The 20,322-nt window shown below is 67.7% G+C and carries 16 protein-coding genes and 1 pseudogene; 12 read left to right on the forward strand and 5 right to left on the reverse strand.

The genetic code is table 11. From position 1 onward, the window contains the following. Positions 1 to 65: 65 nt before the first annotated feature. The 3 genes and pseudogenes from AC4PWQ_RS01415 to AC4PWQ_RS01425 all read right to left on the reverse strand — a co-directional run bounded on the left by AC4PWQ_RS01415 (position 66) and on the right by AC4PWQ_RS01425 (position 1,791). Positions 66 to 344: an alanine racemase C-terminal domain-containing protein gene (locus tag AC4PWQ_RS01415; protein WP_492089556.1), complete on the reverse strand. Its 279-nt coding sequence runs from the start codon at positions 342 to 344 to the stop codon at positions 66 to 68. Continuing rightward, positions 307 to 1,002: pseudogene (locus AC4PWQ_RS01420) on the reverse strand (alanine racemase); the annotation flags it as partial. The gene AC4PWQ_RS01415 and the pseudogene AC4PWQ_RS01420, both read right to left, overlap by 38 nt. A 663-nt stretch (positions 1,003 to 1,665) precedes the next feature. Further along, complete coding sequence (locus tag AC4PWQ_RS01425) at positions 1,666 to 1,791, reverse strand: hypothetical protein (RefSeq protein WP_492089557.1); 126 nt, start codon at positions 1,789 to 1,791, stop codon at positions 1,666 to 1,668. 33 nt (positions 1,792 to 1,824) lie between these two features. Between AC4PWQ_RS01425 and AC4PWQ_RS01430 the strand changes: the two genes are divergently transcribed. The 12 genes from AC4PWQ_RS01430 (at position 1,825) to tsaD (ending at position 13,383) form a co-directional block, all read left to right on the forward strand. Beyond that, positions 1,825 to 2,502 carry an NAD(P)H-hydrate dehydratase gene (locus AC4PWQ_RS01430; protein ID WP_492089558.1) on the forward strand — a complete coding sequence of 226 codons (678 nt, stop codon included), beginning with the start codon at positions 1,825 to 1,827 and terminating at the stop codon, positions 2,500 to 2,502. Next, positions 2,427 to 2,906 (forward strand): hypothetical protein, encoded by a 480-nt coding sequence (locus tag AC4PWQ_RS01435; RefSeq protein WP_492089580.1) that lies wholly within the window; start codon positions 2,427 to 2,429, stop codon positions 2,904 to 2,906. The genes AC4PWQ_RS01430 and AC4PWQ_RS01435 overlap by 76 nt, the downstream gene beginning before the upstream one ends. Then, positions 2,903 to 4,150, forward strand: coding sequence for an alanine racemase (locus tag AC4PWQ_RS01440; protein WP_492089559.1), 1,248 nt, complete (start codon positions 2,903 to 2,905; stop codon positions 4,148 to 4,150). The genes AC4PWQ_RS01435 and AC4PWQ_RS01440 overlap by 4 nt, the downstream gene beginning before the upstream one ends. Further along, positions 4,147 to 4,725, forward strand: coding sequence for a tRNA (adenosine(37)-N6)-threonylcarbamoyltransferase complex ATPase subunit type 1 TsaE (tsaE, locus tag AC4PWQ_RS01445; protein ID WP_492089560.1), 579 nt, complete (start codon positions 4,147 to 4,149; stop codon positions 4,723 to 4,725). Before AC4PWQ_RS01440 ends, tsaE begins: the two co-directional genes overlap by 4 nt. Then, on the forward strand, positions 4,725 to 5,393 hold the full coding sequence (gene tsaB / locus AC4PWQ_RS01450) for a tRNA (adenosine(37)-N6)-threonylcarbamoyltransferase complex dimerization subunit type 1 TsaB (protein ID WP_492089561.1): 669 nt from the start codon (positions 4,725 to 4,727) through the stop codon (positions 5,391 to 5,393). The genes tsaE and tsaB overlap by 1 nt, the downstream gene beginning before the upstream one ends. After that, entirely contained in the window at positions 5,390 to 5,836 is a 447-nt protein-coding gene (rimI, locus tag AC4PWQ_RS01455; protein ID WP_371152712.1) for a ribosomal protein S18-alanine N-acetyltransferase, read from the forward strand. Before tsaB ends, rimI begins: the two co-directional genes overlap by 4 nt. Before the next feature lie 306 nt (positions 5,837 to 6,142). Then, entirely contained in the window at positions 6,143 to 7,201 is a 1,059-nt protein-coding gene (gene tdh / locus AC4PWQ_RS01460) for an L-threonine 3-dehydrogenase (protein ID WP_371152711.1), read from the forward strand. A gap of 71 nt (positions 7,202 to 7,272) precedes the next feature. Then, a complete protein-coding gene (locus tag AC4PWQ_RS01465) occupies positions 7,273 to 8,469 on the forward strand; it encodes a glycine C-acetyltransferase (RefSeq protein ID WP_492089562.1) in 1,197 nt (398 codons plus the stop codon). 345 nt (positions 8,470 to 8,814) lie between these two features. Beyond that, positions 8,815 to 9,528 carry a succinate dehydrogenase cytochrome b subunit gene (locus tag AC4PWQ_RS01470; protein ID WP_371163836.1) on the forward strand — a complete coding sequence of 238 codons (714 nt, stop codon included), beginning with the start codon at positions 8,815 to 8,817 and terminating at the stop codon, positions 9,526 to 9,528. Between the two features lie 8 nt (positions 9,529 to 9,536). After that, positions 9,537 to 11,495: a fumarate reductase/succinate dehydrogenase flavoprotein subunit gene (locus tag AC4PWQ_RS01475; protein ID WP_492089563.1), complete on the forward strand. Its 1,959-nt coding sequence runs from the start codon at positions 9,537 to 9,539 to the stop codon at positions 11,493 to 11,495. Continuing rightward, on the forward strand, positions 11,492 to 12,241 hold the full coding sequence (locus AC4PWQ_RS01480) for a succinate dehydrogenase/fumarate reductase iron-sulfur subunit (protein WP_492089564.1): 750 nt from the start codon (positions 11,492 to 11,494) through the stop codon (positions 12,239 to 12,241). Before AC4PWQ_RS01475 ends, AC4PWQ_RS01480 begins: the two co-directional genes overlap by 4 nt. Positions 12,242 to 12,336: 95 nt before the next feature. Next, positions 12,337 to 13,383, forward strand: a complete 1,047-nt coding sequence (gene tsaD, locus AC4PWQ_RS01485; RefSeq protein WP_492089565.1) for a tRNA (adenosine(37)-N6)-threonylcarbamoyltransferase complex transferase subunit TsaD — start codon at positions 12,337 to 12,339, stop codon at positions 13,381 to 13,383. A 65-nt stretch (positions 13,384 to 13,448) separates the two neighbouring features. Here tsaD and AC4PWQ_RS01490 read toward each other — a convergent pair whose 3' ends face one another. Both AC4PWQ_RS01490 and AC4PWQ_RS01495 read right to left on the reverse strand, forming a co-directional pair. Further along, positions 13,449 to 18,977: a tetratricopeptide repeat protein gene (locus AC4PWQ_RS01490; RefSeq protein ID WP_492089566.1), complete on the reverse strand. Its 5,529-nt coding sequence runs from the start codon at positions 18,975 to 18,977 to the stop codon at positions 13,449 to 13,451. Further along, positions 18,974 to 20,284 carry a lipase family protein gene (locus tag AC4PWQ_RS01495; RefSeq protein WP_492089567.1) on the reverse strand — a complete coding sequence of 437 codons (1,311 nt, stop codon included), beginning with the start codon at positions 20,282 to 20,284 and terminating at the stop codon, positions 18,974 to 18,976. The genes AC4PWQ_RS01490 and AC4PWQ_RS01495 overlap by 4 nt, the downstream gene beginning before the upstream one ends. Between the last annotated feature and the right edge of the window lie 38 nt (positions 20,285 to 20,322).

The raw sequence follows: 20,322 nt of genomic DNA on the forward strand, positions 1-20,322 counted from the left end.
TACAACGGGACCCATAGACGTTTTTCGTGCGCCGCTTCACTGGGGCGGCGCCGAACAGCACCACCTCATCCCCCTGGGCCGCCTGCCGTGACCGGCCCCAGGTCTATCACGAACTGGTCCATGCACACCCGACCACGCCGCTGGCGCAGCGCGCCTGCCGCCCACACGTGTACGGCATGGCGCGGCACCCCGTCGGCATGACCCAGCGGGACCGTGCCCAACCACCGCTCGGTGGGGGCCTGCCAGGCGCCCGTAGCTGACGGGCGTGCCGGCAGGGACGCGGCTGACCTGGAGCAGCGCGCAGGCTCATCGCCGGGCGCAGCGCAGCGCGCACCCGGTCCCACCGCAGCGCGGCCTCAGCCAGGGCCGGGGCGGCAGCGTCGTCCATCCCGGTGTACTCCGCCTCCCAGTGCGCGTTGGGGGCCAGGCCGTACAGGGACGTGGCCCAGGCGGACGCGCCTCGAAGGCGTAGTGCGGTATAGATCGCGCCGGAGGTGGCCAGGGCGTGCCGGGGATGGGGCGGCCGGGAAGTGGGCGCGCACCCGCGCAGGCGGTGAAGCTCTCCAACTGGGCGCGCGTGGCGGCGACGGCGCCGGGTTGCGGGGAGTCGGCGCGGGCCAGGTGGGTCCACGTGGCGCACGTCCACCAGGCCCTCCCCGCCAGCGACCGGGACTGGCTCAGAGCCGTCCCGGGGCGAAAACCGGCGCGGGTCTTGCCGGTGTCCACCTGGATGCACGCGGGCCGGTAGGCCGGGCGGCCGGCGGCGGCGGCGGCCACGGCCCGCCACTGCCAAGGGGCGGAGACGGTCAGGTCCCACCCCGGCGCGCACGGCAGCGGAGAGGTCCGTGCCGAGGCGTAGATCCAGGCGAGCATGGAGCCGTCGGCGGGCAGCGGGCAGCCGGTCTCCTCCAGGCGCTGGAGCAGTTCGAGCGCCTCGCTGAGCTGCGCCACGGCCAGGTGCTTGACGCCCGCGCGCAGCATGGCGGCGGCAACGATCGCGCCGCCGTGCCCGTAGCTTCACCACGGCGACGGGCTGCGCGCCCGGGGTCAGGCCGGCCAGCAGCGCCAGGTTGTGGCGCAGGGCGGCAGGCCATCTAGGGCGCGGCCGGGGAATACGGGCGCGACGGGCCGCATGGGGTCATTCTTCCACGCCCGCGCCGGGACGAGATTTGCGCGCCGCGCGCCACGCCGCCGCACGCCCTGGCCGCCCGGGGTGGCGGGGAGGGCGGGACGCCCGGGGATGGCCGACGTTCCTCCCGCCGCCCTGTCCAGTGGGCCGCCCGGGGGCGGGACCGGGGGCCGACGTCTCCTGCCGCCCTGATGCCCCGTCAGGAGCTCGGCCAGGGTGGCGGGCAGTTGCCGGGCCACGGCCAGGGCCCGCAGGGACCGCCGGGTTGGCCTGCGCGGCGGCGCGGGCGTGCACGTGGGCGGCCAGGGCTGAAAGGCAGGCCAGCTCGGATTGGGGCGGCGGCCGGGTCGCTGGCGCAGAGCTGGCCTCAGGTGCTCGCCGCGAGCGCTGAGGAGAGGCGCCCAGCAGACCGGAGAGCACGTCTCCGGCCCCGGCTGTGGCCAGCCAGGCCGGCGCGCCGGGTGGCGGTGAGCAGGCTGCCGCGCGGGGGGCGCCACGACGGTGACCGACCCCTTCAGGGGCACCACCGCCCCGGCTCAACTGCGCGGCCCGGCGCGCCCAGTGGGCGGGGCGGGCCTCACTTCGGCGCGGTCCGGCGCGGCACCGGGCAGGCGGGCCAGCAGCTGGGCCAGCTCGCCGGCGTGCGGGGTGAGCACCGTCAACGGCGGCAGTGGGACGACGCCCCCTCCACCACCATGCCCCGCGGCGTCGATTACCAGCGGCAGGCAGTCGGCGCGGGCCGCCTCGATGAGGCGGCCGGCACCGGAGCAGTCCCGCCCCGCGCAGACCCGCCCAGCCCAGGCCGGCCCCGCGCAGCCCCGCCCAGCACAGGCCGGCCCCGAGCAACCTCACTCCGCGCAGCCCCAGGCCGCGCAGGCCGTGCTGGCCGCCTGCCCCGAGGCCGTGCCCGGCGAGGGGCGCGTCTGCAGGCGCGCGTGCTGGGCCCGGGCCTGAGCGCCGCCGAGCTGCCCGCCGCCGGCCGCCTCATCGAGGCGGCCCGCGCCGACTGCCTGCCGCTGGTAATCGACGCCACCGGGCTGGGGGCGGTGGAGGGGGCGTCGTCCATCCCACTGCCGCCGTTGACGGTGCTCACCCCGCACGCCGGCGAGCTGGCCCAGCTGCTGGCCCGCCTGCCCGGTGCCGCGCCGGACCGCGCCGAGGTGGAGGCCCGCCCCGCCCACTGGGCGCGCCGGGGCCGCGCAGCTGACCGGGGCGGTGGTGCTCCTGAAGGGGTCGGTCACCGTGGTCGGCGCCCCCGCACGGCAGCCTGCTCACCGCCACCGGCGCGCCGGCCTGGCTGGCCACAGCCGGGGCCGGAGACGTGCTCTCCGGTCTGCTGGGCGCTCTCCTCAGCGCTCGCGGCGAGCACCTGAGCCAGCTCTGCGCCAGCGACCCGGCCGCCGCCCAATCCGAGCTGGCCTGCCTTTCAGCCCTGGCCGCCCACGTGCACGCCCGCGCCGCCGCGCAGGCCAACCCGGGCGGTCCCCTGCGGGCCCTGGCCGTGGCCCGGCAACTGCCCGCCACCCTGGCCGAGCTCCTGACGGCCCACCCGGCCCCGCCCCCGGGCGGTGCGTCGAACAGGGCGGCGGGAGGAACGTCGGCCACCTTGCCGGTCCCGCCCCCGGGCGGCCCACTGGACAGGGCGGCGGGAGGAACGTCGGCCATCCCCGGGCGTCCCGCCCTCCCCGCCCACCCCGGGCGGCCAGGGCGTGCGGCGGCGTGGCGCGCGGCACCGCAAATCTCGTCCCGGCGCGGGCGTGGAAGAATGACCCCATGACCGTCGCGCCCGTATTCCCCGGCCGCGCCCTCATCAGCCTGCCCGCCCTGCGCCACAACCTGGCGCTGCTGGCCGGCCTGACCCCGGGCGCGCAGCCCGTCGCCGTGGTGAAGGCCGACGCCTACGGGCACGGCGGCGCGATCGTTGCCGCCGCCATGCTGCGCGCGGGCGTCAAGCACCTGGCCGTGGCGCAGCTCAGCGAGGCGCTCGAACTGCTCCAGCGCCTGGAGGAGACCGGCTGCCCGCTGCCCGCCGACGGCTCCATGCTCGCCTGGATCTACGCCCCCGGCACGGACCTCTCCGCTGCCGTGCGCGCCGGGGTGGACCTGACCGTCTCCGCCCCTTGGCAGTGGCGGGCCGTGGCCGCCGCCGCCCGCGCCACCGGCCTACCGGCCCGCGTGCACATCCAGGTGGACACCGGCATGACCCGCGCCGGTTTTCGCCCCGAGCAGCTGGGCGAGGCTCTGAGCCAGTCCCGGTCGCTGGCGGGGGAGGGCCTGGTGGACGTGCGCGGCGTGTGGACCCACCTGGCCCGCGCCGACTCCCCGCAACCCGGCGCCGTCGCCGCCACGCGCGCCCAGTTGGAGAGCTTCACCGCCTGCGCAGAGCGGGTGCGCGCCCACTTCCCGGCCGCCGTCCGGCACGCCCTGGCCACCTCCGGCGCGATCTACTACCCGCACTACGCCTTCGAGCGCGTCCGCCTGGGCATCTCCCTGTACGGCCTGGCCCCCAACGCGCACTGGGAGGCGGAGTACACCGGGATGGACGACGCTGCCGCCCCGGCCGGTGCGCTGGCTGAGGCCGCGCTGCGGTGGGACCGGGTGCGCGCTGCGCTGCGCCCGGCGATGAGCCTGCGCGCCCCGCTGCTCCAGGTCAGCCGCGTCCCTGCCGGCACGCCCGTCAGCTACGGCGGCACCTGGCAGGCCCCCACCGAGCGGTGGTTGGGCACGGTCCCGCTGGGCTATGCCGACGGGGTGCCGCGCCACGCTAGCAATGCCGTACACGTGTGGGCGGCAGGCGCGCTGCGCCAGCAGGTGGGTCGGGTGTGCATGGACCAGTTCGTGATAGACCTGGGGCCGGTCACCGGCGGCGAGCCCCCAGCCGTCCCGGGGGATGAGGTGGTGCTGTTCGGCGCCGCCCCCGCCCCGAGCGCCGATGACTGGGCCGCCGCGTGCGGCACCATTGGCTACGAGATCGTGACCCGCGTGGGCGTGCGCGTGCCGCGCGTGGAGGAGGAAGAGTGAACGAATACGGACCCGTAGAGCTGGTGGACGCCCAGGCCACGCGCGCCTTTGGGGCCCGCCTGGCGCGGCTGGCCCGCCCGGGCGACCTGCTGGTGCTCTCCGGCCCGCTGGGTGCCGGCAAGACCACGCTGACCCAGGGCCTGGGGCAGGCGCTGGGGGTGCGCGGCCGCGTCTCTTCCCCCACGTTCATCATCGCCCGCGTCCACCCCGGCCCCACCCCGCTGGTGCACGTGGACGCCTACCGCATCACCTCCCTGGACGACCTGGAGACCCTGGACCTGGACGCCACCCTGGACGAGGCCGTCACCGTGGTGGAGTGGGGCAGCGGCAAGGTGGAGTCCCTGGCCGACTCGCGCCTGGAGATCACCCTTTCGCGCCCCGAGGGCGGCCTGGACCTGGGCGAGGACGGCGGGCGGGGCGCCGCGCCGGGCAGTGAGAGCGGCGAGAACGGTGAAGGCGGCGCGGGCGGCGACGCGGAGGCGGATGCGGAGCCGCTGGCCAGTTCCCGCTTCGTGCGGCTGCGCGGCTTTGGTCCGCGCTGGGAGAACGTCGACTTCTCGGTTTTGGAGGCGTGATGCGCGTTTTGGTGATCGATTCCTCTGCCGGTTCTCTGGCCGCGCTGGTGGACGTGGACGGCGGGCGCGCCGGCGTGCTCGCCCAGGCCACCAACGCCAGCCCCCGCCAGCACGCCGAGTCCTTGTCCCCGCTGGTACGCCAGGTGCTTGCTGAGGCCGGTACCAAGTTGGCCGACGTCGACCTCGTGGCCGTCGGTACGGGCCCCGCCCCCTACACGGGCCTGCGCGCCGGGATCGTCACGGCCAGGCTGCTGGCCAGCGCCGCCGGGGTGCCGGTGACCGGCGTGTGCCCGCTGGACGTGCTTGCCGTCCAGGCCTTCGCGGCCGGGGCGAGCGGGGAGGTGCTGGTGGCCACCGACGGGCGGCGCCGCGAGGTCTACTGGGCCACCTACCGGGCGGACGGGGACGACGTTGCGCGCGTGCACGAGCTGGCGGTGGAGACCCCGGCTGCCGTGTGGGCCTGGCTGGCCGGTGAGGGCGCGGGCGTGGCCGGGGTGACCGGCCCCGGCGTGGGCCTCTACGACCAGGCCCTGGAGGCGCGCGGGGAGCAGGCCGGGCAACTGGAGGCAGGTGCCTTCGCGCGCCTGGCGGCCGCCCGCTACGCGGCGGGCACGGTGGGCGGCCTGGAGCCGGCCTACCTGCGCCGCCCGGACATCCACGGCCAGTGAGTAGCTCCCTGGAGATAGTGCCGCTGGAGGCGCAGGACGCCGACGCGCTGGCCGTGATGGACCAGCTGCTGTTCGGGGCCGAGGCCTGGGGACCAGGAGCCTTCGAGAGCGAGCTGGCCAACCCCGACCGCACCTACCTGGGCCTGGTGGAGGGCGAGACCCTGTGGGGCTTTGGCGGGATCTCTCTGTGTGAGGACGCCGAGCTGATGACCATTGGGGTGCTGCCGCCCTGGCAGGGCAAGGGCCAGGCCGGGCGCTTGCTGGACGCGCTGCTGGAGGCCGCGCGGGCGGCCGGGTCGGTGCGCGTGCTGCTGGAGGTGCGCTCCCAGAACCAGGCGGCCCAGCGTCTCTACGCGTCGCGCGGCTTTACGCAGATCGCGGTGCGGAGGCGCTACTACCGGCTGCCCACGGACGACGCGTTGGTGATGGAAAAGCCGCTCTAGAGCCCAGCAGGGGCAGGGCGCCTACGAGTGCGCGCGGGGTGTCTGGCGCGTCCTGCTTGCGGCGGCGCGGCGGGGCCGGGCAGCAGTGGCGTGCACAGTGGGAGGGGTGGCCGGCGGCAGCGTCGCCCACGAGGCCACAAAGCGCGGGACTGGCCGCAACCACCGGCCCAGCCAGCAACACGTAGACAACTACCAACGCCCCAAAATCGGCGCGCACGGCAAGCGGAGCGGGGCAAAATGGGACTGCGCAAAGTGAACCTGGCCTCGCTGCCGACGTTGCAGAGCCAACTGTCAAAGGAGACGTAAGTGCGTGCCCTCCGCAAAACTGCGCCGGCCCCGGGGCTGGAGCTGTGCGAGATCCCCGAACCGATGGTCGGCTACGGGGAGGTCAAGATCCGCGTGCAGCGCGCCGGCCTGTGCGGCACGGACGTCCACCTCTACAACTGGGACGGCGGCGCGCCCGGCTCCCTCACCCCACCGCAGACCCTCGGGCACGAGTTCTGCGGGCAGATCGTGGAGGTGGGCCCGGGTGTGGTGGAGGGCTACGGCCCGGACGAGTTGCACGTGGGCCAGCGCGTCAGCGTCGAGGGGCACATCGTGTGCGGGCGCTGCCGCAACTGCCGGGCCGGACGGCGCCACATGTGCATCCGCACCATCGGCATCGGCGTGAACCGGGACGGCGGATTCGCCGACTACGTGGTGGTGCCGGCCCGCAACGTGTGGGTGCAGCCGGAGGAAATCGATGTAGAGCTGGGCGCCCTCTTTGACCCGCTGGGTAACGCCGTGCACTCCTGCCAGCCGCTGGAGCTGACCGGCCAGGACGTGCTCATCACCGGCGCGGGACCAATTGGGGTTATGTGCGTGGCCCTGGCCAAGCACGCCGGCGCCCGCAACATCGTTATCACAGACATGCAGGCAGATCGCCTGGAGCTGGCGCGCCGCGCCGGGGCCGACGCTGCCGTGGACATCACCACCGATTCGCTGGCCAGCGTGATGACCGCCCTGGATATCCGCGAGGGCTTCGACGCGGGCCTGGAGATGTCCGGGGCACCGGGTGGCCTGTCTACGCTGATCGATTCCTGCACCCACGGCGCCACCATCTCCCTGCTGGGGCTGCCCAAGGGGCCCTTCCCGGTGGAGTGGGGCAAGGTGATCACCTCGATGCTCACCATCAAGGGCATCTACGGGCGCGAAATGTTCGACACCTGGTATCTGGCCACCTACATGATGCAGACCTCGGCCCGCCTGCGGGAAACGGTGCGCTCCATCATCACCCACCGGTTTGCCCCCGAGGAATGGGAGGCCGCCTTCCAGGTGGCGGCCTCCGGGAGTGCCGGGAAGGTAATCATCGACTGGGAGCGCTAAGGAACGCCTAGCCGTACCCAGGCGCGGGCACCGCCCGCCCCCGCCACCCGAAACGAGCACAGGAGTAAACAGTGGACACCCTCACCCCGCAGCTGGAGCAGGCGTTGGAGCAGATCCGGGCCGCCGGGCTCTACAAGTCCGAGCGCAAGATCCTGGGCAAGCAGGGCCCGCGCGTGGAGACGTCCGCTGGGCAGTCCCTGAACTTCTGCGCCAACAACTACCTGGGCCTGGCCGGGGACCCGCGCCCCGCGCAGGCCGCCAAGGAGGCGCTGGATAGGTGGGGCTTTGGTCTGTCCTCCGTCCGTTTCATCTGCGGCACCCAGGACCAGCACCGCGCCCTGGAGCGGGAGATAGCCGCGTTCCTGGGTAAGGAAGACGCGATCCTGTTCTCCTCCTGCTTCGACGCCAACGGCGGTGTGTTCGAGGCGCTGTTCGGGGCGGGGGACGCGATCGTGTCCGACGAGCTCAACCACGCCTCCCTGATCGACGGCATCCGCCTGTGCAAGGCCGCCCGCTTCCGCTACCGCAACGCTGACCTGGCGGACCTGCGCGCCCAGCTGGAGGCCGCGCGCGACGGGGGAGCGCAGCAGGTGGTGATCGTCACCGACGGCGTGTTCTCCATGGACGGCTCCTACGCCCCGCTGCCCGGCATCTGCGACCTGGCGGAGGAGTTCGAGGCGCTGGTGCTGGTGGACGACTCCCACGCCACCGGTTTCGTGGGCCCCGGCGGGCGCGGCACCGCCGCCCTGTTCGGGGTGGAGGAGCGCGTGGACATCCTGACCGGCACCCTCGGCAAGGCGCTGGGAGGGGCCAGCGGCGGCTACGTGGCCGGCCCGGCCGCAGTGATCGACATGCTGCGGCAAAAGGCCCGCCCCTACCTGTTCTCTAACACCCTCGCCCCGGCGATCGTGGCCGGCTCCCGCGAGGCCTTGCGCCTGGCGGCGGGGGCCGACGCTGAACGCGACCACCTGGAGAAGATGGCCGCCCTGTTCCGTGGCCTGATGGAGCAGGCCGGCTTCGAGGTGCTGCCGGGCAGCCACCCGATCCACGCCGTCATGTTCCCCGGCGAGGACGGTGCCCGCCTGGCCGGCCAGATCGCCGCCAAGATGCTGGAGCTGGGTGTCTACGTCACCGCCTTCTCCTTCCCCGTCGTGCCGCGCGGCAAGGCCCGCATCCGCGTCCAGCTCTCCGCCGCGCACAGCGAGGACGACGTTCGCGCCTGCGTGAGCGCCTTCGAGGCCGCCCGCGCTGCGGTGAGCACCAGCTGAGGAGCGCACCGGCCGGTTGCGGGTCGGGCGCGCTCGCGGGGCGGTGGGGCGGCGACGTCGGACACCAAAGAAGGCCGGTACGGCGCCCAACCAAGGGGGCACAGGCCGCCGCGCAGGCAGGGCAGCGAGCCGGGCCTAACGGGCCGCACAAAGGGGGCGAGCCATTACCGGACGGGCCGGTAACTAAAATCGTGTCGTAATTCGCTTCACACCGGCTCTTTCTGACTAAAGGCAGGGGCGGCGTCTGGCCTCAAAACCCAGCAATCTAGCCAAAAACTCCCAAACCTCGCCCGGGTGCGCCATAAGTCCTAATAGGGCACGCGGCGGCTCGGTAGCGTTCGGCACGTGGCCAAGAAAGTAACTCCCCGTACCGCCGGACGCACCAACGTCGCGCTCAAGCGCACGATGGCCGTCACCGGCTTCCTGTTCATCTTCTTCATCCTGATGCACTCATACGGCAACCTGAAGATGTTCCTCGGCGAAGAGGCATTCGACGGGTACGCCCACTGGTTGCGCGACCCGCTGCCGCACATGATCCCGCCGGGCTGGTTCCTCTACGCCTTCCGGGCCCTGCTGCTGCTGGCACTCGTGGTCCACTTCTACGCCGCCTTCAAGATGTGGCACCTGGGTGCCAAGGCGCGCGGACGCGACCGCTACGTGGTGAAGAAGTCCATCTCTGCCTCCCCAGCCTCCCGCTACGCCCACCTCACCATGCGTTGGGGCGGCGTGGTGTTGGCCCTGTTCATCGTCGCCCACATCCTGCAGTTCACCACCCTGCACATCCAGTGGGGCGGCGACTACCTGGCAGAGGGAGTGGGCCCCTACGACCGCATGGTCATGGCCTTCCAGCTCTGGTGGGTCTGGGTCATCTACTTCATCGCCATCCTGGCCCTGAGCCTGCACATCTGGCACGGCGTGTGGAGCGCCATGCAGTCCATGGGGTGGGTGCGCAAGACCACCCTCGACGGCACCAAGCTGGTCGCCTCCCTGGCCGCCCTGGGCATCCTGGTCGGCTTCATGGCTCCCCCCACCGCCATCCTGCTTGGCTTTATTAAGTGAGGTTAGACGTGACTGAAGAACTGATCGACGGCCTGTACCGCGAGGGCGAGGCCCTAGTGGACGCCAAGTGCCCCACGGGCCCGCTGGCCGAGCGTTGGAGCAAGCGCAAGTTCGACGCGCGCCTGGTCAACCCCACCAACCGCCGCAAGCTCTCCGTCATCATGGTCGGTACCGGCCTGGCCGGCGGCGCCGCCGCAGCCTCCCTGGGCGAGATGGGCTACAACGTCAAGGCCTTCTTCTACCAGGACTCCGCCCGCCGCGCGCACTCCATCGCCGCGCAGGGTGGTATCAACGCCGCGAAGAACTACCGCAACGACAACGACTCCGTCTACCGCCTGTTCTACGACACGGTTAAGGGTGGCGACTTCCGCGCCCGCGAGTCCAACGTCTACCGCCTGGCTGAGGTCTCCGCCGCCATCATCGACCAGTGCGTGGCCCAGGGCGTGCCCTTCGCCCGCGAGTACGGTGGCCTGCTGGACAACCGCTCCTTCGGTGGTGTGCAGGTCTCCCGCACCTTCTACGCTCGTGGCCAGACAGGTCAGCAGCTGCTGATCGGCGCCTACCAGGCCCTGGAGCGCCAGGTCAACGCCGGCACCGTCAAGGAGTACAAGCGCCACGAGATGGTGGACCTGATCGTGGTGGACGGCCGCGCCCGCGGCATCGTTGCCCGCAACATGGTCACCGGCGAGATCGAGACGCACCTGGCCGACGCCGTGGTGCTGGCCACCGGTGGCTACGGCAACGTCTTCTTCCTGTCCACCAACGCGATGGGCTGCAACGGCACCGCCATCTGGCGTGCGCACCGCAAGGGCGCCTACTTCGGCAACCCCTGCTTCACGCAGATCCACCCCACCTGCATCCCCGTCTCCGGTGACTACCAGTCCAAGCTCACCCTGATGAGTGAGTCCCTGCGTAACGACGGCCGCATCTGGGTGCCCAAGAAGGCTGAGGACTGCTCCAAGGACCCGCGCGACATCGCCGAAGAGGACCGCGACTACTACCTGGAGCGCATCTACCCCGCGTTCGGAAACCTGGTGCCGCGTGACATCGCCTCCCGCCAGGCCAAGAACATGTGCGACGAGGGCCGTGGCGTTGGCCCCGGTGGCCTGGGCGTGTACCTGGACTTCGCCGATGCCATCGAGCGCCTGGGCCGCGACGCGGTCAGCGCCAAGTACGGCAACCTGTTCGACATGTACCAGCAGATCACCGGTGAGAACCCCTACGAGGTGCCCATGCGCATCTTCCCGGCGGTTCACTACACCATGGGTGGCCTGTGGGTGGACTACGACCTGCAGTCCACCATCCCCGGCCTGTACGTGACCGGTGAAGCCAACTTCTCCGACCACGGCGCCAACCGCCTGGGTGCCTCCGCCCTCATGCAGGGCCTGGCCGACGGCTACTTCGTGTTGCCCAACACGATCAACGACTACCTGGCCGACGGCCCGTTCGAGAAGATCGACGAGTCCCACCCGGAGGTCGTTGCCACGCTGCGTGACGCCCAGGAGCGCTTCGACAAGCTCCTGTCCATCAACGGCGAGCGCTCCGTGGACTCCTTCCACAAGGAGCTGGGCCACATCATGTGGGAGTACTGCGGTATGGCCCGCGACGAGGAGGGCCTGAAGAAGGCAATCGTCGAGATTCGCAAGCTGCGCGAGGAGTTCTGGCGCAACGTGCGCGTGCCGGGCACCGGCAACCAGCTCAACCAGTCCCTGGAGAAGGCCGGCCGCGTGGCCGACTTCCTGGAGCTGGGCGAGCTCATGTGCATCGACGCCCTGCACCGCCGCGAGTCCTGCGGTGGCCACTTCCGGACCGAGTCCCAGACTGAGGAAGGCGAGGCCATGCGTCACGACGACCAGTTCGCCTACGTGGCGGCCTGGGAGTTTGGCGGCGACGGGCAGGCGCCCATCTTGCACAAGGAAGACCTCGTTTACGAGTACGTCGAGATGAAGCAGCGGAGCTACAAGTGAACATCAACCTTCGAATCTGGCGACAGAACGGCCCGGACGCCAAGGGCGCCATCCACGAGTACCAGCTCAAGGGCATCTCTGACCACATGTCCTTCCTGGAGATGCTGGATGTACTCAACGAGGAGCTGTTTGCGAAGGGCGAGGAGCCGATCGCATTCGACTCCGACTGCCGCGAGGGCATTTGTGGCCAGTGTGGTGTGGTGATCGACGGTCTGGCCCACGGCCCGCTGCGCACCACCACCTGCCAGCTGCACATGCGCTCCTTCAAGGACGGCGACACCATCACGATCGAGCCGTGGCGTTCCACCGCGTTCCCGATCATCAAGGACCTGGTGGTTGACCGCACCGCCTTCGACCGGATCATCCGCGCCGGTGGCTACATCTCCGTCAACACGGGTGCCGCGCCGGACGCGCACGCCACCCCGGTGCCCAAGCCGCACGCCGAGCGCTCCTTCGAGGCCGCCGCGTGCATCGGTTGCGGTGCCTGCGTGGCCGCGTGCCCCAACGCCTCCGCCATGCTCTTCACGGCAGCGAAGATCACCCACCTGGGTCTGCTGCCGCAGGGCAAGCCGGAGCGCATGGCCCGCGTGGTATCCATGCTGAACCAGCACGACGAGGAAGGCTTCGGTGGCTGCACCAACATTGGTGAGTGCGCCGCGGTCTGCCCCAAGTCCGTGCCGCTGGAGACCATCTCCATGCTCAACCGTGAGCTGGGCCGCGCCCGCTGGGCCGGCGTGCGCGTCTGAGCTGGAATGCCGCGTCAGGGGCGGCGGGTTCGCGTGAGCGGGCCCGCCGCCCCGGCGTTTTTCCGGGGAGGCTGGACAGCGCTAGGCTGGAGGGTGTGGAACCCTTGATCCTTGGCATTGAATCCACCTGCGACGAGACGGGTGTGGCCCTGGTGCGCGGCCGCACCCTGCTGGCCGACGTCACCGCCACCTCCATGGAGGAGCACGCCCGCTACGGCGGCATCATCCCGGAGATCGCCTCCCGCGCCCACCTGGAGGCCATCGAGCCCACCCTGAACGAGGCCCTGGAGCGGGCCGAGGTGAACCTGGCGGACGTGGACGCCATCGCGGTGGCCGCCGGTCCCGGCCTGATCGGTTCCCTCACTGTGGGCGTGTGCGCCGCCAAGGCCCTGGCCCTTGCCCTGGACAAGCCGCTTTTCGGCGTGAACCACGTGCTGGGCCACCTGGCCGTGGACGAGCTGGTGGACGGGGAGATCCCGCCCGGCTCTATTGGCTTGATCGTGTCCGGCGGGCACACCAACCTGCTGCACTTGAAGGACATGGCCCGCGACGTCGTGGAGCTGGGCGGCACCTTGGACGACGCTGCCGGTGAGGCCTTCGACAAGGTGGGCCGCCTGCTTGGCCTGCCCTACCCGGGCGGCCCGCACGTGGACCGCCTGGCCCGCGAGGGCGACAAGCAGGCCATCCGCTTCCCGCGTGGCCTGTCCACCGGCAAGCACGTGGCCGCCCACCCCTACGACTTCTCCTTCTCCGGCCTGAAGACCGCCGTGGCCCGCCACATCGAGGCCCTGGAGGCCAAGGGGCAGGAGCTGCCTGTGCAGGACATCTGCGCCGGCTTCTCAGAGGCCGTCAACGAGGTCCTGGTGGACAAGGCCTTCGCCGCCGTCAAGGCCTTCGACGCCCCGGCGCTGATCGTGGGCGGCGGCTTCTCCGCCAACTCCCGTCTGCGCGAGCTGCTCAAGGCCGGTCAGGAGAAGTACGGCGTGGAGGTGCGCTTCCCGCCGCTGAAGTACTGCACGGACAACGGCGCCCAGATCGCCGCGCTCGGCTCCATCCTGGCCCGCGCCGGCGTGGAGCCCAGCCCGGCCGACTTCGCCCCGGACTCCTCCCTACCGCTCTCCCAGGCCAGCCTGCTGCCCTAGGCCGAAGTGGTGTAGGGCGTAACCCGTATCCGGCGGCTGCCCGGGCGCTGGCTGGCGTGCCGGCACTACGACTGCTCACCCGCCAGTTCCTGCGCTCGCGCCAGCAGTGCGGCGAATCCCGGTGTTTCTGGGGATTGGGTGGATGCTGCGGTTAGGTTGGCCAGGATTTGTTGACGGTCGTATCGGTCTGCGCGGTTCCATGCGGTTTCCAGGAGCGTGGTTGCCTGGCCTGGGTTGTTGCCTTGGTGTGCGGTGGCGAGGGCTGCGGCGAAGGTGCCGTAGTGAGTGCGTTCGAGCTCGGGTAGGCGGGTTAGCGCGAGGGCTTGGGACTGCCAGTTCTTGTTCTTGAAGAGGATTTCGAGGGCGTCTGCGGCGTCGTCGATTGAACCGAGTAGCGCGGCCACTAGGTGGGGTTCACAGAGGTCGCTGAGCGTGAGTGCGGTTTCCAGTTCGGTGTGGGCGGGGCGATTCAGGTGTTGCTCGGCGAGTACCAAGACGGTGTCGCGGAGCTGGGGGGTTTGGAGGTTTTGTTGCTCCACGGGGGCAGGGGCGTCGTTGGGGGTGTTATAGGTGTGTAGGAAGGTGGGGATGGTGTTGGTTGTTTGTGCGGTTTGCCAGGCAATAAGGATCTGGTGCGCTCGGTTGAGGGCGCGCAACTCGTTGGTGACTGCCTTGATGCCTCTGGCGGCGATCTCTTCTATACACGCAGAGAGCAGTGCAATGGCAGGGATGTCTACATAGAGTTTTGCGAGCGCTTTTAGGGTGAAGACGTCTTGGCTGTTTGGCGCGGGCCAGTCTGATTCGAGTGTTTCTGCTCTTTCCTCGAGGTCCTGGGTGTTGTTCCAGCGGGCTAGCTTTTGTGTCTGTTCTTCGGTTGGGGTGACCCGCGCCCAATCTGGCAGGCGTGAGGAGGTGGCTTCGTGGTTGTGGATCTCGGCGGCTATTGCGCGGCGGGTTGGGCCCAGCATGTCGGGTTGGTCGTGTTTGTCCGCTTCGAGGGCGGCGGCTACCAGGTCCGTAGTAGCGGTGCTTTCGTCCCATCGTGCCCTGACGAGCAGAAGTTGCGCCCGGACGGACGGTGGTAGCTGGTCCGCTGCTGGCGTGAATACGTTGCGAGCATCGTTGTTTCGGCCTAGTTCTCGCAACTCGTTAGCGAGGAAACGAGTGGTCGAGATTAGCTGAGGGGTGAAGACCTGGGGATAGTCGGCGGTTAGCTCGCGGTAGAGGTCGGCTGCTTCCTGAATGGTGGTTAGTGCGGCTGGGTGGTTGCCGGTCTCGGCTAGGCGGGCCGCGAGGTTGTTGAGCGCCATGGCGAGGCCCGGTGTGTATGCGGCGGGGTTATGGGCGGCTAGCTGGCGGTAGAGGTCGACTGCTTCCTGAATGGTGGTTAGTGCGGCTGGCCGGTTGCCGGTCTCGGCCAGGAAGTTGCCGAGGTTGTTGAGCGCCATGGCGAGGTCGGGGTTGTATGCGGCGGGGTTTTGGGCCGCTAGCTCGCGGTAGAGGTCGACTGCGTCCTGAGCGGTGGTTAGTGCGGCTGGGTGATTGCCGGTCTCGGCTAGGCGGGCCGCGAGGTTGTTGAGGGCTCTGGCGAGGCCCGGTGTGTACGCGGCGGGGTTTTGGGCGGCTAGCTCGCGGCGAATGGCTACTGCTTCCTGAATGGTGGTGAGTGCGGCTGGGTGGTCGCCGGTCTCGGCTAGCCGGTTGGCGAGGTTGTTGAGCGCTCTGGCGAGGCCCGGTGTGTATGCGGCGGGGTTTTGAGCGGCTAGCTCGCGGTAGAGGTCGACTGCTTCCTGAGCGGTGGTGAGTGCGGCTGGGTGGTTGCCGGTCTCGGCTAGGAAGTTAGCGAGGTTGGTGAGCGCTCCGGCGAGGCCCGGTGTGTATGCGGCGGGGTTTTGGGCGGCTAGCTTCCGGTAGAGGTCGGCTGCTTCCTGAATGGTGGTGAGTGCGGCTGGGTGGTCGCCGGTCTCGGCTAGGCGGTTGGCGAGGTTGTTGAGGGAGGCAGCGAGGTTGGGGTTGTGTGCGGTGGGGTTTTGGGCGGCTAGCTCGCGGCGGATGGCTACTGCTTCCTGAATGGTGGTGAGTGCGGCTGGGTGGTTGCCGGTCTCGGCTAGGTGGTTGGCGAGGTTGTTGAGCGCTCCGGCGAGGTCGGGGTTGTATGCGGCGGGGGTTTGGGCGGCTAGCTCGCGGCGGATGGCTACTGCTTCCTGAATGGTGGTGAGTGCGGCTGGGTGGTTGCCGGTCTCGGCTAGGCGGTTGGCGAGGTTGTTGAGCGCCATGGCGAGGTCGGGGTTGTATGCGGCGGGGGTTTGGGCCGCTAGCTCGCGGTAGAGGTCGACTGCGTCCTGAATGGTGGTTAGTGCGGCTTGGTGGTCGCCGGTCTCGGCTAGGAAGGTCGCGAGGTTGTTGAGCGCCATGGCGAGGCCCGGTGTGTACGCGGCGGGGTTTTGGGCGGCTAGCTCGCGGCGAATGGCTACTGCTTCCTGAATGGTGGTTAGTGCGGCTGGCCGGTTGCCGGTCTCGGCTAGCCGGTTGGCGAGGTTGTTGAGCGCTCTGGCGAGGCCCGGTGTGTGTGCGGCGGGGTTTTGGGCCGCTAGCTCGCGGTAGAGGTCGACTGCGTCCTGAGCGGTGGTTAGTGCGGCTGGGTGATTGCCGGTCTCGGCTAGCCGGTTGGCGAGGTTGTTGAGCGCCATGGCGAGGTCGGGGTTGTATGCGGCGGGGTTTTGGGCGGCTAGCTTCCGGTAGAGGTCGGCTGCTTCCTGAATGGTGGTGAGTGCGGCTGGGTGGTCGCCGGTCTCGGCTAGCCGGTTGGCGAGGTTGTTGAGCGCCATGGCGAGGTCGGGGTTGTATGCGGCGGGGTTTTGAGCGGCTAGCTCGCGGCGGATGGCTACTGCTTCCTGAATGGTGGTGAGTGCGGCTGGGTGGTTGCCGGTCTCGGCTAGGTGGTTGGCGAGGTTGTTGAGGGAGGCAGCGAGGTTGGGGTTGTGTGCGGTGGGGTTTTGGGCGGCTAGCTCGCGGCGGATGGCGACTGCTTCCTGAATGGTGGTGAGTGCGGCTGGGTGGTTGCCGGTCTCGGCTAGGCGGTTGGCGAGGTTGTTGAGCGCCATGGCGAGGTTTGGGTTGTGTGCGGTGGGGTTTTGGGCGGCTAGCTCGCGGTAGAGGTCGACTGCTTCCTGAATGGTGGTGAGTGCGGCTTGGTGGTCGCCGGTCTCGGCTAGGAAGGTCGCGAGGTTGCTGAGCGCCATGGCGAGGCCCGGTGTGTATGCGGCGGGGTTTTGGGTGGCTAGCTTCCGGTAGATGCCGGCTGCTTCCTGAGCGGTGGTTAGTGCGGCTGGCTGGTTGCCGGTTTCTGCTAGCCGACCCGCGAGGTTGTTGAGCCGTGCTGCGTGTTGGGCGGGAGTTTGGCCTGGCTGGTCGGTGAGTTTTTGGGCGATCTGGAGGGCGACTTGGCGTAGCCAGGAGTGCCCAAGGGGGATGGCGTTGAGGATTGTTTCTACTGGGAGGTCGGCGTTGTTTTCGACGAGTGTCTGAAGGGCGGTGGCAAACGGGCCGCCTTGGGTCAGGGCGGTTTCGAATGCTGCTTTCCACATGTGGGGGCGGTAGTGCAGGCATGCTTCGGCCAGTTCCGTGGCCGCTACCGAATAGGCGGTGGAGAGCCGTGTGATGGTTTGGCAGGCGTTGCTTGCCTGGGCTTTTGAATTGGTGCGGAGGGCTTCTTCTTGCTCGGTGACTAGACGCGGTTGAACCGTGTTTCGATTCTTGTTTTGGGGTTGGTGTGGAAGTATTTGGTTCAGGAGAGTCGGCTCTGACGTGAAGACGTCGCTTACTAGGTAGTCTGCGATTGGGTCGGGTTCGAAGCGGACTTGGTTGCCTTCGCGAGTAGGGATGAGTACCGTGGTGAGGAGTTCTGCAAACTTGGTTCGCTCCTGGTGATTATGCTCCCATTCGGGCAACCTGCTCAGAACGTCTTCCAGGTGACCCGTCGTTGGGGCGAGCAAAGCGACTGTAGCTGCAGCATGCTTGAGAGAGATCTTGCTGGCATTGCTGAGTGAGTCGTGTTTCTGCCAGCGTGCTAACTCTAGATCCAGAATTCTTTGGAAGAGTGTCGTCTGGATCTTGTCTGTACCCGCAGCATCTTCGCTATTGTCTGCACTACGCTCTTTGGCAGTACTAGAGATGGGCGTTTGTCCCACCGCCTCGAGTAGTGCATGCAAAGTTACAGTCAGAGCGGAGGCTCCGTCGAAAACATGTGCGGGTATCTCAGTTGTAGATTCAGAAAGATCTGTCGAAGTGGTTGGGGCGTCGTATGTGCTTTTGTGAAGAGTTTCGGCGAATGCTTTGAGGGCTCTGCGGTAGAGAAAACTGGATTCTCGATATGGGCCGAGTTTGTCGGTCTTGTGGATATTCCTAATACTGGGGTTGTCCTGAAGGATGTTGTGTTCGATTGCGTCCCACCAGGAGGTTACTGAGCGTCCCGCTAGTAGAAGCCTGGTGGGTGCTGATCTCTGATTCAAAGCACGCATGATGCGTGCGATCTGGTCCTGGTTGTACTTCTCGGCATAGTCCACTACCAGCAGCAGCTCGGTGCCCAGCTCCTTCAGGCCGTCTAGATCTTGGTCAGTCAGCGGAGTGGTTTGGGTGGTGAAGCCAGTAACCCATCCCAAAGAGCCCATGTCCTTGCATAGTTCGGCTGCAAGGCGGGTTTTGCCGGCACCGCCTGGTCCTTCGAGCAGAGCAATGGAGAAATCCGCTTTGCTGGCTGAGCCGATTGGTGCGCTCGGTGTGGAGGCCCATTCGCGTAGTGCTGTGTAGTGGGTGTTCTTGCAGTAGGGCACCACTCCGTGTCTGGAATTGAGAAGTTGAAGCGGGCTGGGATCATCGGGTAGTGCCGTGAATGCGGGGGCGAGGGCGTCTGCGGCCTTTAAGACGCTGGGCACGTTGGCGTCTGGGGCGCGTTGGGCGGCGATGGCGCCGACGTCTATGCAGACCTCCCATTCCCATTGGCCGTTGGGGTCGGCGTAGCTGGCTCCGAACTCTAGGGCCTGGGACCAAGTCGCTTGGCGTTCGGTGGCTTGTTGGACGTCGATGGCCAGCCAGTTGGCACTGAGATCGCCGGGTTTCTGTGCGGTCAACAGGGGGCGGTTGCTGCCCTCTAGGTCTTTGGAGTTGTCGGTGAAGTATGGGGCTTGGATCACGGGCAGGCAGCCGCCCTCCCAAGTCTTGTCGACCGGGATGAGCACGATGGCGTGCCGGTGTTGTCCTTGCCTGATGACCAGAATGAGAGGGTGGAGCCTGGCATCCAAAGCCGCGCATGCGAATGCGGCGCACAGGTCCACGCACGTCCCGCGTCGTTGGGAGACAACCTCGTTCAACGGGCGGATCTTCTGTTTCCCAGGATGGCTCTCAGGCGGCTCCCAGTCGTAAGCAAGCTTGAGCTGTTGGAAAGCGTCAAAGACCCGCCAGGCCTTGGCCTGAACATTGCCTCCTACTGAAACCGGGAAACGCTGCCCCTCAAACCCGGACACCAATAGCCGCAACCAGCCAGGAAAAACGGCCTCACCAATACCAGCCGGGTCGTTAACAGAATCCCAAATCATGCTTCACTCGCTGAAGACAGGGAGCCGATAAATGTGTTCACCTCAAGGGGGTTGTGGCTCGGGTGCCATTGGTGTCTCACAGAAACTCTGTGAATTCCTGTCCGGAGCGGAGGTAAATTTGCTATCCAGCCTGTAGAGGTAGGGGTGGTAGAAACTCTCATTCCGCCTATTCTCACTATCGGACTATTCTTTGATGGCGGGATGTGCTCCGGTGTTGAAACTGATATTTCAATATTGGAAGGGTTGGCGCTATTGATTACGTCGGCGAAGTCCAGTATCAAATGGGGAGTGGGTTGTTTGGTGGTGTCGCCTCTTATCGGCAGGATATTATCGGATTTGCGTAGAAAGTCCTCGGATAGATACAGGTCTGTGTGTGAGCCTGAAACTCGGTGAGAGGCATCGTTTCCCCGGAGTGCGAAGCTAGGTAGGGCGGAGCAGGTTGCTACAGTTCCGTCCCCACCCTGCAGTTCGTGCGGAAGGTCGTCTGGTTCTCTGCTAGTCACTTTCAGCGTCTGCCTTGACACTTCAAGTTCGTGGATTGTTCGCCTACTTTGGGAGTAGTAGTAGGTGAAAGGCAAGGTCTGCCCGGCATCCTGCCTACGCTGTAGTTCCTGAAAGAGGAGTGTGTTCTTTTCGTGTGCGTCACGCGCACGCGCTTTGTAATTGCTGATTGACTCTGTTGCTTGGATGCTGAGTTCATGTGGTAGGATGAAGTTGCTCCCGTTCCTGATGGTGGGCCAGTGGGGCAATAGGTCGAACCCTGAGTCCCATTCCCTCATTACTTCGGTGGCTTTGTCCCAGCGGAGTTTGGCTAGTTTGAAGCCATTGAGCATGTGGTCCAGAGTTGCGCCGGCGCCATTAAATGGCGTGCCGAAAGTTGAAATAGCATCGACTAAGATACCTTCGCTCAGAAATGCGTACCAGTGAGCTGCGATCAAGCCTCCCATGGAATGTGCGTAGATCCTTACGTGGCGGCCGTCAAAGTGGCGTCTTATCATTTTGTTGAGCTCGAAGGCTATTGTGCTAACTGATTTGCGGAAGTCGTAGGCAAATGCAATTAGATCCGGGGTGTCTGCAGAATTCAAGTCGACTGTGTTTGCGGCTTTGCTGTCCGGGATTCCCCACATCTGCTTGATGCGATTTATAAATTCCTTGTATCCTGGGATGATTCGCATGCCGAAGAGGGAAATCTCCTCGATGGGTTTGGTTGCGATTAGCTCGTTCTCAATGCGGAGTCCGTCTGGGAAAAGCAGTGGCTTGGGGGAGTGGGCGTTGTAAACTGTTCGACCTTGCTGGTCAACGAGCACGCTTCCGAGAACGCCAGGTATGACGACTATTAGCGGAG

The organism is Buchananella sp. 103232 (genome assembly GCF_058725725.1).

What these genes read in the sequence shown, in the direction of transcription:
- AC4PWQ_RS01430 (WP_492089558.1), top strand. Translation starts at nt 1,825, where the DNA reads ATGCCCCGCGGCGTCGATTACCAGCGGCAGGCAGTCGGCGCGGGCCGC.
- AC4PWQ_RS01440 (WP_492089559.1), top strand. Translation starts at nt 2,903, where the DNA reads ATGACCGTCGCGCCCGTATTCCCCGGCCGCGCCCTCATCAGCCTGCCC.
- tsaB (WP_492089561.1), top strand. Translation starts at nt 4,725, where the DNA reads ATGCGCGTTTTGGTGATCGATTCCTCTGCCGGTTCTCTGGCCGCGCTG.
- AC4PWQ_RS01490 (WP_492089566.1), bottom strand. Translation starts at nt 18,977, where the DNA reads ATGATTTGGGATTCTGTTAACGACCCGGCTGGTATTGGTGAGGCCGTT.